We start from the raw sequence: 14,791 nt of genomic DNA, 5'->3' as shown, positions 1-14,791 counted from the left end.
GAAGAACATGAGGAACACGAAGAACCTCAAGATCATGAAAACCGATGAGAGGACCGACAATGCCGACACCACTACCCGGTGGAAGCCTGAAGCTCGCCGAAGACCTCACCCTCAGCCGGGTGGGCTACGGGGCCATGCAGCTCGCGGGCCCAGGTGTTTGGGGACCCCCGAAGGACCGCGACGAGGCGATCGCGGTGCTGAGGGAGGCGGTCGAGCTGGGGATCACCCACATCGACACCAGCGACTACTACGGCCCGTACGTCGTCAACGAGATCATCCGTGAGGCCCTGCACCCCTACCCGGACGACCTGCGCATCGTCACCAAGGTCGGGGCCCGGCGCGCCCCCGACAAGTCCTGGCCGCCGGCCCTGTCCCGCGAGGAGCTGGTCACCGCCGTCCACGAGAACCTCGAACGCCTCGGGCTCGACGCGCTCGACGTGGTCAACCTCCGGGTCGGCGACCTGACGGACCCCGCCCCCGGCTCGATCGCCGAGCCGTTCACCGTGCTCGCGGAGCTGCGGGAGCAGGGCCTCATCCGGCACCTCGGCGTCAGCGTCGTGTCAGCGGAGCAGCTCGCCGAGGCGCGGTCGATCGCCCCGGTCGTGTCGGTGCAGAACTTCTACAACCTGGCCAACCGCGCCGACGACGAGCTCGTCGACCACTGCGCCCGCGAGGGCATCGCCTACACGCCCTTCTTCCCCCTCGGCGGGTTCAGCCCCCTGCAGTCCGGCGTCCTGGACGGCGTCGCCACCCGGCTCGGCGCGACCCCCTTCCAGGTCGCCCTGGCCTGGCTGCTGCACCGCTCGCCCACCGTCCTCCTCATCCCCGGTACGTCGTCGCGGGCCCATCTCCGGGAGAACGTCGCGGGAGCCGGTGTCGAGCTGCCCGCCGACGCCCTCAAGGAGCTCGACGCGATCGGCGGGTGAGCGCCGGGGGGAGGCTCGCAGGCCGGTGAGCGCCAAAGGAGGCTCTCAGCCCTTCAGGCCGGTGTGGGCCAGGCCCTCGATGAACTGCCGTTGCGCGAGCACGAACACCACCAGCACCGGCAGGGCGGTCATCGAGGCGGCGGCGAGCTGGACGTTCCACATCGGCCCGCCGTAGGCGTCGACGAACTGGGTCAGCGCCTGCGGGAGGGTGAATTTCTCCGGCGAGGAGAGGTACACGATGGGTTCGAGGTAGAGGTTCCAGCTGTGCAGGAACGTGAAGATCGCGACGGCGCCGAGCGCGGGGCGGGCCAGCGGCAGCGCGACCCGGTAGAAGGTGCCGAACCTGCCGAGCCCGTCCACCCGGGCGGCCTCCTCCAGCTCGCCGGGCAGGCTGATGAAGAACTGCCTCATGATGAAGGTGGCCAGCACCCCGGGCGCGCCGAGGATCGGCACCAGGATCAGCGGCCAGTGGGTGTCGGTCAGCCCGAGCCCGTGGAACATCTGGAACAGCGGGACGATCGTGACCTCGCTCGGGATGAGCAGCCCGAGCAGCACGACGACGAAGAGCACGTTCTGGCCGGGGAAGCGGATGCGCGCGAAGGCGTACCCGGCCATGGCCGCCACCGCCATCGTGCCGGCCGTGACGATCAGGGCGATGTAGAGGCTGTTGAGGTACTGGCCCGCGAAGGGCTGCAGCTCGAAGACCTGCCCGTAGGCCGAGAAGTCCCAGTCGGCGGGCAGCAGCCTCGGCGGGAAGGCGAAGATCTCGCTGACCGGTTTGAGGGACGAGGTGACCATCCACCAGGTCGGGAAGACGAACGGCACGCACAACACGCACAGCAGGCCGTACAGGAGCGTCTTCAGCCGTACCGGTATCTCACGTTTCATTGAAGACCCACCTTCTGCGCATCCGCCACTGCACGACGGTGAGCAGCGCCACGATCGCGAACAGCAGGACCGACAGCGTCGCGCCGTACCCGAAGTGATGGAACTGGAAAGCCTGCTGGTACAGGTAGTAGACGAGGACGGTCGTCGACATGCCGGGCCCGCCCTGGGTGAGCACCGCGATCTGCGCGAACACCTGCAGCGACCCCACCACGGTGATGATCGAGGTGAGCAGGATGGTCGGGCTGATCAGGGGGACGGTGATCCGCAGGAAGCGGGTCCACGCCCCGGCGCCGTCCAGCTCGGCGGCCTCGTAGAGCTGGGCGGGCACCCCCTGGAGGGCGGCCAGGAACAGCACCATGTTGAGGCCGACGTTCTTGAGGACCTGGACGACGATCACCGAGAGCATCGCCGTGCCCTCACCGCGCAGCCAGTTGGGGCCGTCGACCCCGGCGGCGGCGAGCAGGCCGTTGAGACCGCCGTCGTCCTGCAGCAGGAACTGCCACACGATCGTCCAGGCGACCAGCGAGACCACCACGGGCGAGAAGAACACCGTACGGAAGAAGGTGGTCCCGCGCAGCCGCTGGTTGAGCAGGATCGCCAGGACCAGGGCCAGGCCGAGGTTGAGCACGACCAGGCCGACGGAGAACAGGGCGGTTCCCCCCAGCACCTCGCGCAGGTTGGCGTCGGCGAGCAGCTTGTCGTAGTTCTCCCCGCCGACGAACTCGAAGGTCCCGGCCAGCACGTTCCACTCGTGGAGGCTGTACCACAGGACGAGCCCGAGCGGCAGGAGCACGAACAGCAGGCTGCCGAGGAGCTGCGGGGCGACGAGCAGGTATCCGACCAGGTTGTCGCGGCGGCGCACGGTCCAGAACGCCCGGCCTCCGGCGTTCCGGGAAACCCGGCGGACCGGGTCGCCGCCCCTCGCGGCCGGCCCGCCGGTGACCGGCCGGGCGTCGGCCCGGCCGGTCACCGCGGATCCGGGGTGTGACGCGGCCACGTCACGCGCCCAGCATCGGCTGGATCTTGGCGCACACGCCGCCCAGCACGGCCTTGACGTCGGCGCCGGGCTGCCAGAGCGGGTCGAGCGCGGCCCGCACGGTCTGCGACAGCTCCGCCTGGCCGGTGTGGTTGGGCTTGACGACGCCCTTCTCGATGCCGCCGATCACGACCTTCTGCAGCTGGCCGGGCTTGAGCAGCGGGTTGCTCTTGGCCAGGGTGTCCGCGGTGAGCTGGGAGGCCCGGGGCGGCGGGAAGTAGGCGGCGAGCTTGGCCGAGTTGGCGGGGTTGGTGAAGAAGGCGAGGAAGTCGGTGGCCGCCGCGGCGTTGGCGGACTTCTTGAAGACGCCCAGGCCCGCCTGGCCGATCACCGAGTACTCGCCCTTGGGCCCGGCGGGCAGCGGGACCAGGTCCCAGCCGAACTTCGCGTCCTGCAGGAGCGAGGCGCGGGAGATCTGGGTGATGGTCATCGCCGAGTCGCCCGCGAAGAAGTCGGCCGTGGTGCCGGGGCCGGGGAAGGCCTTGTCGGTGAAGGTCGACTTGTGCAGGAACGTCATCGCCTCGACCATCTCGGGGCTGTCGAACCCGCAGCTCTTTCCGTCCTCGCTCCAGGCCCGGGCGCCCCAGCCGCCCCACACCGTGGCGAGGTTGTCCCAGCCCTTGTAGTCGAAGTCACGGACGACCATGCCCGCCTTGCCGGTCTTGGCGGCGACCGCGGCGTTCTGGGCGGCGACCTTCTCCCACGTCCAGGTGCCGTCCTCGATCATCTCGGCGGGGGTCTTCTGGCCCGCCTTCTTGAGCAGGTCGGTGTTGACGAACACCCCGAACGGCGAGGTGGAGAACGGGTAGGCGTACAGCTTGCCCTCGGCCTGCCAGAGCTTGACGGCCGAGGGGGTGAGGTCGTCGAACTCGTACCCCTGGGCCTTGCCCAGCGTCTCGTCGAGCGGCGCCAGCGCGCCGGAGGAGACGAAGTCCGGCGCGGAGCTCTCCAGGATCCAGGCCAGGTCGGGGGCGTTGCCGCCGGCGATCTGGGTGGTCAGGGTGGTGGTGTAGCTCTCGAAGGGGATGGGGTCGAACTTGATCTCGCCGACGTCGGGATGGGTCTTCTTGTACTCGGCGGCGATCTCGTTGAACAGCTTCAGATGGGCCTCGTTGGAGGTCCAGATCGTCATGCGCAGCGGTTGCGGGCCCTGCGCGGCGGGGGTGGCCTCCCCTCCCCCGCCGCACGCCGTCAGGGTGAGCAGCGCCGCCAGCGCGACGGCCGCGGGCTTTCCGAATGGTCTCATGGTCCGATCTCCTTGCTGGGAATCCCCCGGCGGTCGTGGTGGGTGACCGGTCGGCGGCCGGTCGGACGGGTGGTCAGTAACCGGCCACCTGCGGCCAGCGCAGCTCGACGCCCTCGCGGGTCAGCCGCCGCTGGAAGTCGGCGAGCAGGCCCTCGTCCTCGCGTACGGCGTGCGGGGTGGTGGCGTTGTCCAGGCAGAAGGCGGCGAGGGCGCCCGCGGCCTCGCCGACGTTCCACTCCACCGGGTGCAGCCGGTAGGCCCCGTTGGTGATGTGGGTGGTGCCGATGTTCTTGGACGCGGGCAGCAGGTTGGTCATCCGCTGCGGGACGAGCGCGCCGAGGGGGATCTCGAACGGCGAGCTCGCCACGTCGATGTAGTTGTCGCCCCCGGTGGAGGGGTGCAGGTCGATGCGGTACATCCCCACCCCGACGGAGTCGGCGTAGCTCACCGCGCCCTTGTCGCCGCGCACCGCGAGCGACAGGTCCTGCTCGGCCACGGTGTACAGGGCGCGGACGCGGCGCGACTCGCGGATGTAGGGGGCCTGGGCCAGCCCGCCCTCGCCGCCGCCGGTGACGTCGCCGCGCAGGCGCAGGCCGGGGAAGCCGGTCCCGCCGTCGGCGCGCGGCGCCTCGGTCTGCATCCAGTACAGCACCGAGCGCGACAGCTCCCGGGCGGCGGCCACGTGCGCGGCGGCGTCCGGCACGTCGATGACCGGGCCCTCCAGGTAGTCGATCATCGGCCAGTTGACCAGGGTGATGTCGCTGGCGTAGGCGCCGTCGACGAAGTTGCGCCGCGCGGCGATCCTGCGGAACGTCCACAGGTTCGCGTCGCCGGGGTTGAGCCGCTGGTCGGCCTCCACCAGCAGCGGGTCGTCGTCGGGGTTGGGGGTGAAGGAGCGTTCCACGATCTCCAGCGTCCTGGGGTGCGGGCAGCGCCAGGACAGCAGCCGGTCGCCCCAGAAGTCGGGCTGGTAGCTCCTCCAGAAGTCGTAGGCGGCGGGCCGCTCGATGGTGTGGTCGCCGTCGACGTGGTCGATCGCGAAGCACACCGAGACGGCCTGCATGTTCATCGGCTGGGCCTCGGCGGGCGCGCTCGGCTCGCCGGTGTCGCCCTGCGACTCGAACCCCGTCACGTACTCGGTGCCGGTCAGCGGCAGCAGCTCGCCGGTCTCGGTGGCGTCCAGCACGTACGGCGCGACGGCCGTGACCTCCCCGCCCCCGTCCCGGTGCTCCAGGCGCACGGCCCGCACCCGGTCGCCGTCGACCTCCGCGCCGACCGGTCGGTACGGCTGCAGCACGCGCAACCGTCCCGAACCCCGGTACGGCGCGAGCATGGCCTCGATCACCGCGACCGCGACGCGCGGCTCGTGGCACAGGCGGCTCACGTGCCCGGCGCCCGGGTTCAGCTCCCGCCAGGCCCGCGACCGCGCGGTCAGCGGGTAGTGGTCGCGGTAGTAGCCGCGGATGCCCTCGCGCAGCGCCCGGTAGGAGGCCGTGACGCCGAACCGCTCCACCCAGGAGTGCTCGTCGGGCGGCACGGCCTGGCTGGTCAGCTGCCCGCCGAGCCAGTCGTACTCCTCGGTCAGGATCACGGTGCGCCCGGCCCGCAGCAGCGCCAGGGCGGCGGCGACGCCGCCCAGCCCGCCGCCGACGACCACCGCGTCCGCCGATATCTCCACCACGTCGGGGGTCTCTCCCATCATCGTCGTTCTCACTGCCTTCTCGCCGCTCGCGGCGCTCTTGTCGGTCTCACTGTCGGATCAGCTCCTGGCCGGCGCGAGCGTGGATCCCTCGACCAGCTCGCAGGCCAGTAACTCCTGCGGCGTCCCACCGCCGCCCTCCAGCACCTCCGCCAGCAGCTCGACGGCCCTGCGGCCCATCTCCTGCCGGGGGATGCGGAACCCGGTGAGCTCGACGTCGACATGGACGGGCCTGGTCGGGGCGCCCAGCGCGAGGATCGACAGGTCGCCGGGGATCGACAGGCCCCGCTCGCCCGCCGCGTGCACGATCGCCACGGCGTCGGCGGGCTCCTCGACGAAGGCCGCGGTCACCCCGGCGCCCGTCAATTCCCCCAGGATCTCCTCGGGGGTCCTGCCGGTCACCGGCACGTGCGACCCCTCGGCCCCGACGGCGGCCACCGCCTCGCGGAAGCCGCGCATGCGGTCGGCGGGCGACTCGGCGCCCGCCCCGGTGCCGACGTAGGCCAGCCTCCGGTGGCCGAGCCCCGCCGCCCGGTCGACCAGGGCACGCACCGCGGGCGAGTAGTCGGCGCCCACGTACGGCACCGGGGCGCCCGCGTCGTCGCGGCGGCCGATGGAGACGAAGGGGATGCCCTCCGCCAGCAGCCGGGCCAGGTCGTCGCGGTCGACGGCGCGCCCGAGGAGCACGCAGCCGTCGGCCAGCCGCACCCGGCTGTCCTCGTTGAAGATCCGGCGCTTCTCCCCCGCGGCCTTGGCACTGGTGAACAGCAGCAGGTCCCAGCCCATCTCCTCGGCGCACTCCTCGATGCCGAGCAGGAAGGGATGGTAGAAGTCGGCGCTCGCGGTCGGGAAGACCGCCTCGTAGGTGAAGACGCCCAGGATGCGGTTGCGCCGCTCGGCGAGCCGCCTGGCGACGGGGTCTGCGACGTATCCGGTCTCCCTGATCACCCTCAGCACCCGCTCGCGCGTCTCCGGGGCGATGCGGACCTCGGCGTCGGTCCGGTTGTTGAGGACGAGCGACACCGTCGTCTGGCTCACCCCCGCGATGCGGGCGATGTCCTGCTGGGTGAGTCGGCGGCCGGGGGAGGTCACGATCCGTAGCGTCCCATCTGGTGATAATGCGCATTAGCGGGGTTGGGACGTCATCCTGCAATCCGCCACCGGATCCTGTCAAGGGGTGTGGGCCGGGATCATGAAATGGAAATTCAGCCGGTGATAATCCGTATTAGCACCTTGACGAGCGAGCGCGGCTGATCGAACCTTTGCGATCAGAGAGACGTCCTCACCATCACTCACGGTGAAAGTTGTCGCGAAGGGACAGTCAATGTCTGAACCCCTCATGGACCGCCGCGGACTCCTGCGCGCGGCGGTCGGCGCCGGCGTGGCCGGCGGTCTCGGGCTCGCCCTCCCCGGGACGGCCACGGCGGCGATCACAGGAGCCGCCGCCGCTCTGGGACCCGCCGGGTTTCCTTCGTACCAGTACATCGGCACGCCGTTCGACAAGGCGAGCCTGCGCTACAACCCGACCAACGAGCTGATCTTCCCCTGCGTCAGGGGCATGTACGACAAGATCGCGAGCCCGCTGGGGCGCTACCACCTCTACTACGCCCCGCACGACCGGCCGGGCGGCATCTGCCTGGCCTACGGCAACTCGCTCGGCGGCCCGTTCACCGAGTACCCGAACAACCCGATCATCCCCAACACCTGGTCACCGCACTACTCGGTCAGCCACGTCTCGTCGCCGCACATCATCTGGAACGCCGCCGACCGGCAGTTCTACATGTACTTCCACGGCGAGAACAACACCACCCGGATGGCCTGGTCGACCGACGGCGTGCGCTTCACCTACCACGGCACGGTGCTGACCACCGCGGCGATCCCCGGGTCGACGGAGGCCTCCTACGCCCGGGTCTTCGAGCACACGGTCCCGGGGCTGGGCAACAGGTACGTCATGGTCTTCATGGGCGTCACCGGCGGCTCCCGCAAGATCTTCTGGGGCTGGTCCTCCAACGGCAAGGACTGGCAGTTCGACCCGAGCCCGCTGGTGTCGCCCGGTCCCGACGGGCAGAGCGACCTTTCCGGGCCGCACCTGCTCAAGCGCAACGGCACCGCGTACGTCGTCTACCACGGCAACAGCGGGAACATGTTCCTCACCGAGGTGGGCAACGCCTTCGACCGGGAGGTCCACCTCGGCGTCTTCCACCGGCCCCTGACCGGTGCCCCCGACAACCGCCGCAGCGCGGCGCCCTCCTTCGGCACCGACGGCGGCGTGGAGTACATGTTCTACGAGGCGGGCCAGCGGAGCGGGTCGACGATCGCCGTCGCCCGCGCGATCTAGGCGCGCCCCCGGACGGCTCCCCCGGCGGAGCCGTCCGGGTCGTGGGCGGAGAAACCTCCCTGTCGCGGTGATGGGAGCCCTCCCCGTCACGGCGGTGGGAGCATGGAGGCATGAACGTGGTGGTGCTGTCCGACACCCACGCGCCCCGGCGCTGGAAGTCGTGCCCGCCGGCCGTGGCCGAGCATCTGCGGGGCGCGGACCTGATCCTGCACGCGGGCGACGTCTGCGTCGCCGGGGTGCTGGACGAGCTCGCCGCCTACGCCCCGGTGCGCGCGGTCAAGGGCAACAACGACGGGCCGGACGTGGTGGCCCCCGAGACGCTGGAGCTGGATCTCGGCGGGCTGCGCGTGGCGATGATCCACGACAGCGGCACGGCCCAGGGGCGGCTCGCCCGGATGCGGCGCCGGTTCCCCCGGGCCGACCTGGTGGTGTTCGGGCACTCCCACATACCGCTGGACCACGAAGACGACGGGTTCCGCATCTTCAACCCCGGATCGCCCACCGACCGCCGCCGCCAGCCGCACGGCACCCTGGGCACGCTGCGCGTCGAGGAGGGCCGCCTCGTCGAGGCGAGGATCGTCCCCGTCACCTGACCCGTCCGTAGCGAGCGCGCCGCCCATCACCCGCCCGGCCGGCGCGCCCGCCCGCGACACGCCACCTTCGCCGGTCGCCGGTTCCCCGCCTTCCATCGGGGTGCGCGACACGGTATACACGTGTTACGCACCGGTTAATTGTTCTTCACGGCAAATGAAGCATCGAGCACCATGGCAACCAGCGCGGCGGCGCGCGCCTTGCCTGACTTATCCCCCAGGTCAGGAAAGGACCCCATGTCACAACGTTCTCGACTCCGGAGCCGGCGGCTCGTCAGGCGCGGCCTGGCGACCGCCGTGGCCGCGATGGTCGGCGCGGCCATGCTCGTCCCCACCGCGGCCCAGGCCGCCGACCCCGCCTACCAGGTGCTGGTCTTCTCCAAGACGGCCGGCTTCCGGCACGACTCGATCCCCGCGGGCCTCCAGGCGATCCGCGACCTGGGCTCGGCCAACAACTTCACCGTCACCGCCACCGAGGACGCGGGAGCCTTCACCGCGTCCAACCTGGCGCGCTTCAAGGCGGTGGTGTTCCTGAGCACCACCGGTGACGTGCTCAACGGCACCCAGCAGAGCGCCTTCGAGTCCTACGTCAACGGAGGCGGCGGCTACGTCGGCATCCACGCCGCCGCCGACACCGAGTACGACTGGCCGTTCTACGGCAACCTGGCGGGCGCCTGGTTCAAGGGACACCCGGCCATCCAGCAGGCGACGGTGAGGACCGAGGACCGCGCGCACGCGGCCACCGCCCACCTGGGTGCGACCTGGTCGAGAAGTGACGAGTGGTACAACTACCGCACCAACCCGCGCAACAGCGCGCGAGTGCTGCAGAACCTGGACGAGGGCAGCTACAGCGGCGGCGACATGGGCGACCACCCGATCACCTGGTGCCGTCCGCTGGCGTCCGGCCGCTCGTTCTACACCGGGCTCGGGCACACGGCGAGCTCGTACACCGAGACGGGCTTCCGGTCGCTGCTGCTCGGCGGCATCCGGTACGCCGCCGGGATGGCCAAGGCCGACTGCCGCCCGGAGACCGGCTACACGAGCCTGTACAACGGCTCGACCACCGGATGGACGCAGAGCGGCCCCGGCAGCTTCACCAACAGCGACGCCACCCTCACCTCCACCGGGGGCATGGGCGTGCTGTGGTACTCGGCGAAGAAGTACTTCTCCTACTCGCTGAAGCTGGACTGGCGGGTCGCCGGGGACGACAACTCCGGCGTCTTCGTGGGCATGTCGGCCTCCGACCCCACGAACACCTCCAAGGGGTACGAGGTCCAGATCGACGCCACCGACGCGGTCGACCGCACCACCGGGTCCATCTACGCGATCAAGGCCGCCGACGTCGCGGCCCGCGACGCGGCGCTGAACCCGCCGGGGGCGTGGAACACCTACGAGCTCCTCGTCCAGGGCGAGCGGCTCCAGGTCTTCCTCAACGGCGTGAAGATCAACGACTTCACCAACACCGACCCGGCCCGCAGCATCCGCGAGGGGCACATCGGCATCCAGAACCACGGCACGGGCGACGACGTCTCCTTCCGCAACGTCCGGATCAAGGAGCTGGGCGGCACCGGCCCGATCCAGACCACGGCCGAGGCGGAGTCCTACACCTCCAACTCGGGCGTGCAGATCGCCGACCACGGCCCGGCCAGCGGCGGCAGGACGGCCGGGTTCATCGAGAACGGCGACTGGGCCGGCTACTCCTCGATCAGCACGGCGGGCGCCACCGCCTTCGGCGCCCGCATCTCCTCCGCCGGATCGGGCGGCACCATCCAGGTCCGCTCGGGATCGGCCACCGGGACCGTCCTCGGCTCGGTCGCCGTACCGAACACCGGGGGCTGGGAGACCTTCCAGAACGTCTCCACCTCCCTGACCGGGTCGGCCTCGGGGCCGCTGTTCCTCACCTTCACCGGGGGCGGCGGGTTCCTGTTCGACGTCGACACCATCACCCTCACCCGGTGAGCCACGGCTCGTGGCGCGCCACCCCGGCGCGCCACGAGCCCGGCCTCACGACCACGGAGGAGGGGCCTTCGAAGATCCGTGACCGTCAGGTCACCACTCCGGCGAGGCGGTCGACCTGGTCGGCGTCACGGGCCCAGCAGTAGAGAATCACCTCGTCGGCGCCGAGGTCCGTGAACGCGGTGATCGCGTCACGGATCCGCTCCGGCGTGGTGAGCATGTTCTCGACGACCCGGGTGGTGTCGCCCAGGAAGCCGTAGTAGGAGGTGATCTCCTCCGTGGCGTCCCGGACGGTGTCATCGGGGCCGAGGGCGACGTTGACCTGCGCGACGATGCGAGGCCGTCCGTGCCGTCCCGCCTCGGTCCAGCACCTCTCGACGTCGCGCATGAGCCCGTTGGCCATGCCGAAGGGCGCGGCGCACAGGTAGCCGTCCCCCCAGCGGGCGACGCGCTCCAGGGCGGCGGGCGCGAAGGCGCCGATCAGGATCTCCGGACCGCCCTCGCGGACGGGGGCCGGGCCGATCGGGCCGACCTCCTCGCTGTAGTGCCCGCCGGACCAGACGCGCCGCAGCGTCGCCAGCTGCCGGTCGAGCCGGTGCCCGCGGCCCCGGACGTCAACTCCCGCGGCGAGATAGTCGTCCTGGCGTGTCCCGATCCCGACGCCGAGGGTGAAACGGCCGCCGGACATGAGGTCCAGGGTCGCGGCCTGCTTGGCGAGCAGCGCCGACTCGCGGAGGGGGCCGAGCAGCACCTCGGTCTGCACGCGGATCCGCGAGGTGGCCCCCGCGACGGCCGCCAGCGTGACCAGGGGCTCGGGGTTCGCGTAGACGAGACGGTCGAGCAGGCCGAGGGTGGTGAAGGGACCGGCGTCGGCGCGCCGGGCCCAGGAGAGCAGCGACGGTGGGTCGCCGATGGGCAGGCCAAGACCTACGTTCATGGAATCCAACCTCCAGAAGGGCATGCGGAAGGAACTGCCGCCCCTCCAGCACCGGGCACGGTCACCGTGCGCGGCGCGCTCCCTTACTGCGACGTCTTTCCGGGGAGCGCGATCCTTGGAGTGCCACAATTCTACCCACCACCGCCCCCCAGGCCCCGCCGGCCTCCCCCACCCCGCGCCCAGGCCCGTACGGATCCGGCCGGACGCCCCCGGGCCGGCTCAACGGGAAGATCTTTTAGATATGATCTTGTGGTGGCGGGGCCGGTGCGGCGCGGCGCCGGGACCGCCGCCGCGGCCGGTGACCCGGCGATGATCCGCCCTCGTGACGGCGGAGCGGCCCGCCCGACGCGGCGGGCCTGTCGCTGGGTCGCCGAGCATCGCGGCGCGCCGGGCCGGGGCTCAGCGGGCCGGGAACCGCAGGACGCGGTCGTCGCCGTCTCGCACGTCACCGCGGCCGTCCGTGTTGGAGGTGGTGACCCACAACGCTCCGTCCGGTGCGACCTGTACGGTCCGCAGCCTGCCGTACCGCCCCTCGAAACGGGCGGACGGCTCCCCCGCGCTGTCACCGGTCAGCGGGACGGCCCACAACCGCTCGCCGCGCAACGCCGCCACGTACGCCGTGCCACCCGCGATGGCCATGCCCGACGGTGACGCCTCCTCGGTGGACCAGGTGACGACGGGGTCGGTGTAGCGTCCGCCGGCGGTGTCGCCCTTCCCCTCGACGGCCGGCCAGCCGTAGTTCCGCCCCGCTTCGATGCGGTTGACCTCGTCGAGCTCGTTCTGCCCGAACTCGGTGGCGAACAGCCGTCCCGCCGAGTCCCAGGCCAGTCCCTGCACGTTGCGGTGCCCGAGGCTGTACACCGCCGAACCCTCCGCCGGGTTGCCCGGGGCCGGGTCTCCGGCGGCGGTCAGGCGCAGGATCTTGCCGTTGGGGCTCGCTGGATCCTGGGACCGCGACGTCTCGCCGGCGTCGCCGGTGCCGACGTAGAGCAGGCCGTCCGGGCCGAAGGCGATGCGCCCGCCGTTGTGGAACCCGGCCTTGGCGATGCCGTCGAAGACGAGCCGCGGCTCTCCTCCGTCGAGCCGGAAACTGACGATACGGTTGTCCTGTTCGGCGGTGAAGTAGGCGTACACCAGGCCGTCGTCGGCGAAATCCGGCGAGACGGCGAGACCCAGCAGGCCTCCCTCGCCGCTCGCGACCACCCCCGGCACCTCGTACACGGTACGGGGCGCTTTCCCGGGCGTCAGCCGCAGCACCCGGCCGGTGTCCCGCTCGGCGACCAGCGCGTCGCCGCCCGGCAGGAACGCCAGCCCCCACGGAACGTCGATTCCTCGCACCACCTCTTCCCCGGCGCCGAGATCCGGCGCCCCCGACGGCACGCTGGCCGCGCCGCTCGCGACGACGGCGGGGCCGGAGCCCCCGCCTGACCTGTTCCCGTCATCGGTGCCGGTGGTGCAGCCGGTGACGGCTCCGATCATGAGCAGCGTCGCGATCGTCCAGCGCCGCCCGCCCGCCGTGCCGACTGCCATGGATGCCTCCGAAACGAGTGTGGCGCCGCCGACGGGCCTCCCTGCCGGCGACGCTCGGGTCTGTCCGACATCCCGGGGCCGTCGGAATCCGGCGCGTCCCTGCCAGGGGTGCCCTGCTTCCCGCGTTCCCGCGTTCCCGGTGGATCGTCACCGTTCAGCTTCCCAGAAGGTTCCCCCCTTCCGCGCAACACCGTCACGGTGCCGTACGTTCCCCACGCATGGACGGACGGCGCCATGAGGGGGCCGCCGTCGTCCCGGGCACCGGTAAAACCCCCGGCTACGGCCGGTTCCGGACGCCGCATCAGCGGGTCCGGACACAAAGGGTAATCGCTCGTACACTGTATGGCGCAGCCGGTGAGGCCGAACGGCCCGGTCAGGAGAGAGCAGGGTCGGGAGACGATGAGCGAGACCCCTCAGGGCGACCAGGCCCCTCGGCTCGCGGGAGAGGCGGCCGGGGGCGGGCCGGAGTCGGTCGCCTGTCACGAGGACCTGGTGAAGCTACTGGCCGAGCAGTTCGCGCGAGCCGACGTGTCGCTTCGGGAGCTTCAGGCACGGGCCGACAGGGCGGGCGGAACGCGGCTGCCACGTGCCACCTGCGCCGACATGCTGGCCGGTCGGCGCTTCCCCAAGAAGGCGGTGATGATGGCGTTCCTGCGGGGATGCCGCGTCCCCGACCACCGGCTCCCGGCGTGGGAACGCGCGTGGGAGCGGGTGCGTGTCAGCCGGCTGCCCGCCGGGACGGTCGCGCCCAGGGAGGATCGCGGTGTCGAGCCCTACCGGGTCATGGCCGCACCCGGCGACGCGAGAACGCCTCATGCCCTCCTCCGGCGCCGGCGCCTGGCCGTCCTGCTCGCGGCGGTGGCCGTTCCGGCGACCGCGGTGGCCCTGAGCCTCGTCATCCCTCAGCGGGCGACGCCGCGAAACGGCGCGTCCGAAGGGGTGCCCGGTCACTTCGTGAGTCCCGCCCACATCGTCAGCGACGACGGCCGCGCGTTCCCCCGCGGAGGGTCGAGCCGGTTCACCGTGACCGTCGACCCCGCCAACACGGGCGTACGGCTGGTCCGCCGGCTGGATGTGGGCGTCGGCCTGCAGCACGCCACCATCACCGTCAACGGAACCCCGGCCGCGCAATGGCGACCGCTGCTCGAGGACGGCGTCTACAAGTGGAGGGACCAGGTCGTCGCCATCCCGCCACACCTGACGGCGGGGCGACGCTCGCTCGCCATCGTCAACACGTGCGTGTCCCCCTCGGGCTTCAACGAGTTCCTCTACACCGTGGAGCAGGAGGTCGGCGGTGCCTGGTCGACCGCCGACACGGTCGACATCGGCCGCGGTCACACCGCGAGCGAGGCCGCGCACGACTACCGCGTCGTCGGGGAGGACTGGGCCGGCCCCCAGACCTTCTCCTACCCGCCGCGTAAGGAGGACTGGCGCGTCCGGTGAGCTCCGGCGAGCCGGCCGACGTGGCGCGCGCCGCGTTCGGCGACACCGCCGGGCGCACGATCGGCCCGGGACACCCTCTCCCCCGCGGGCAACGGGCCGCCCCCGCGTCGGGGACGGCCCGTTGACTCAGTACTGGCGGGTGGGCAGGGCTTCCTTCGCCTGCTCCTGGGTGAAGGTGGTCTCCTCGGTCACCACACGCTCG

Annotated in this window: 12 protein-coding genes; 5 read left to right on the top strand and 7 right to left on the bottom strand. The window is 71.4% G+C overall.

Annotated elements, in window-relative coordinates:
- Nucleotides 1–59: 59 nt before the first annotated feature.
- Nucleotides 60–926 carry an oxidoreductase gene (locus tag AC5L38_RS29040; protein ID WP_495246009.1) on the top strand — a complete coding sequence of 289 codons (867 nt, stop codon included), beginning with the start codon at nt 60–62 and terminating at the stop codon, nt 924–926.
- Between the two features lie 45 nt (nt 927–971).
- Here AC5L38_RS29040 and AC5L38_RS29035 read toward each other — a convergent pair whose 3' ends face one another.
- The 5 genes from AC5L38_RS29035 to AC5L38_RS29015 form a co-directional block, all read right to left on the bottom strand.
- On the bottom strand, nt 972–1,814 hold the full coding sequence (locus AC5L38_RS29035; RefSeq protein WP_495246008.1) for a carbohydrate ABC transporter permease: 843 nt from the start codon (nt 1,812–1,814) through the stop codon (nt 972–974).
- Complete coding sequence (locus AC5L38_RS29030; protein WP_495246007.1) at nt 1,804–2,811, bottom strand: carbohydrate ABC transporter permease; 1,008 nt, start codon at nt 2,809–2,811, stop codon at nt 1,804–1,806. The genes AC5L38_RS29035 and AC5L38_RS29030 overlap by 11 nt, the downstream gene beginning before the upstream one ends.
- Nucleotide 2,812: 1 nt before the next feature.
- Nucleotides 2,813–4,096 carry an ABC transporter substrate-binding protein gene (locus tag AC5L38_RS29025; RefSeq protein ID WP_495246006.1) on the bottom strand — a complete coding sequence of 428 codons (1,284 nt, stop codon included), beginning with the start codon at nt 4,094–4,096 and terminating at the stop codon, nt 2,813–2,815.
- Between the two features lie 73 nt (nt 4,097–4,169).
- Nucleotides 4,170–5,810 carry an FAD-dependent oxidoreductase gene (locus AC5L38_RS29020; protein WP_495246005.1) on the bottom strand — a complete coding sequence of 547 codons (1,641 nt, stop codon included), beginning with the start codon at nt 5,808–5,810 and terminating at the stop codon, nt 4,170–4,172.
- Between the two features lie 45 nt (nt 5,811–5,855).
- Nucleotides 5,856–6,887: a LacI family DNA-binding transcriptional regulator gene (locus tag AC5L38_RS29015; RefSeq protein WP_495246004.1), complete on the bottom strand. Its 1,032-nt coding sequence runs from the start codon at nt 6,885–6,887 to the stop codon at nt 5,856–5,858.
- A 232-nt stretch (nt 6,888–7,119) separates the two neighbouring features.
- Here AC5L38_RS29015 and AC5L38_RS29010 point away from each other — a divergent pair, with 232 nt between their 5' ends.
- The 3 genes from AC5L38_RS29010 (at nt 7,120) to AC5L38_RS29000 (ending at nt 10,682) form a co-directional block, all read left to right on the top strand.
- On the top strand, nt 7,120–8,133 hold the full coding sequence (locus AC5L38_RS29010) for a hypothetical protein (RefSeq protein ID WP_495246003.1): 1,014 nt from the start codon (nt 7,120–7,122) through the stop codon (nt 8,131–8,133).
- A gap of 110 nt (nt 8,134–8,243) precedes the next feature.
- Nucleotides 8,244–8,726: a metallophosphoesterase family protein gene (locus tag AC5L38_RS29005; RefSeq protein ID WP_495246002.1), complete on the top strand. Its 483-nt coding sequence runs from the start codon at nt 8,244–8,246 to the stop codon at nt 8,724–8,726.
- A 234-nt stretch (nt 8,727–8,960) separates the two neighbouring features.
- Entirely contained in the window at nt 8,961–10,682 is a 1,722-nt protein-coding gene (locus AC5L38_RS29000; RefSeq protein ID WP_495246001.1) for a ThuA domain-containing protein, read from the top strand.
- 85 nt (nt 10,683–10,767) lie between these two features.
- On the opposite strand, the gene AC5L38_RS28995 is transcribed toward AC5L38_RS29000, so the two are convergent.
- Entirely contained in the window at nt 10,768–11,616 is an 849-nt protein-coding gene (locus tag AC5L38_RS28995) for an LLM class flavin-dependent oxidoreductase (protein WP_495246000.1), read from the bottom strand.
- A 399-nt stretch (nt 11,617–12,015) separates the two neighbouring features.
- Nucleotides 12,016–13,146 carry a PQQ-dependent sugar dehydrogenase gene (locus AC5L38_RS28990; RefSeq protein ID WP_495245999.1) on the bottom strand — a complete coding sequence of 377 codons (1,131 nt, stop codon included), beginning with the start codon at nt 13,144–13,146 and terminating at the stop codon, nt 12,016–12,018.
- 399 nt (nt 13,147–13,545) lie between these two features.
- Between AC5L38_RS28990 and AC5L38_RS28985 the strand changes: the two genes are divergently transcribed.
- Complete coding sequence (locus AC5L38_RS28985; RefSeq protein WP_495245998.1) at nt 13,546–14,589, top strand: hypothetical protein; 1,044 nt, start codon at nt 13,546–13,548, stop codon at nt 14,587–14,589.
- The last annotated feature ends 202 nt before the right edge of the window (nt 14,590–14,791 follow it).

The sequence above is a fragment of the Streptosporangium nanhuense genome, from assembly GCF_059358815.1.
The sequence above is the reverse complement of the archived record's forward strand: the minus strand, read 5'-3'. Positions and strand labels throughout refer to the sequence as shown.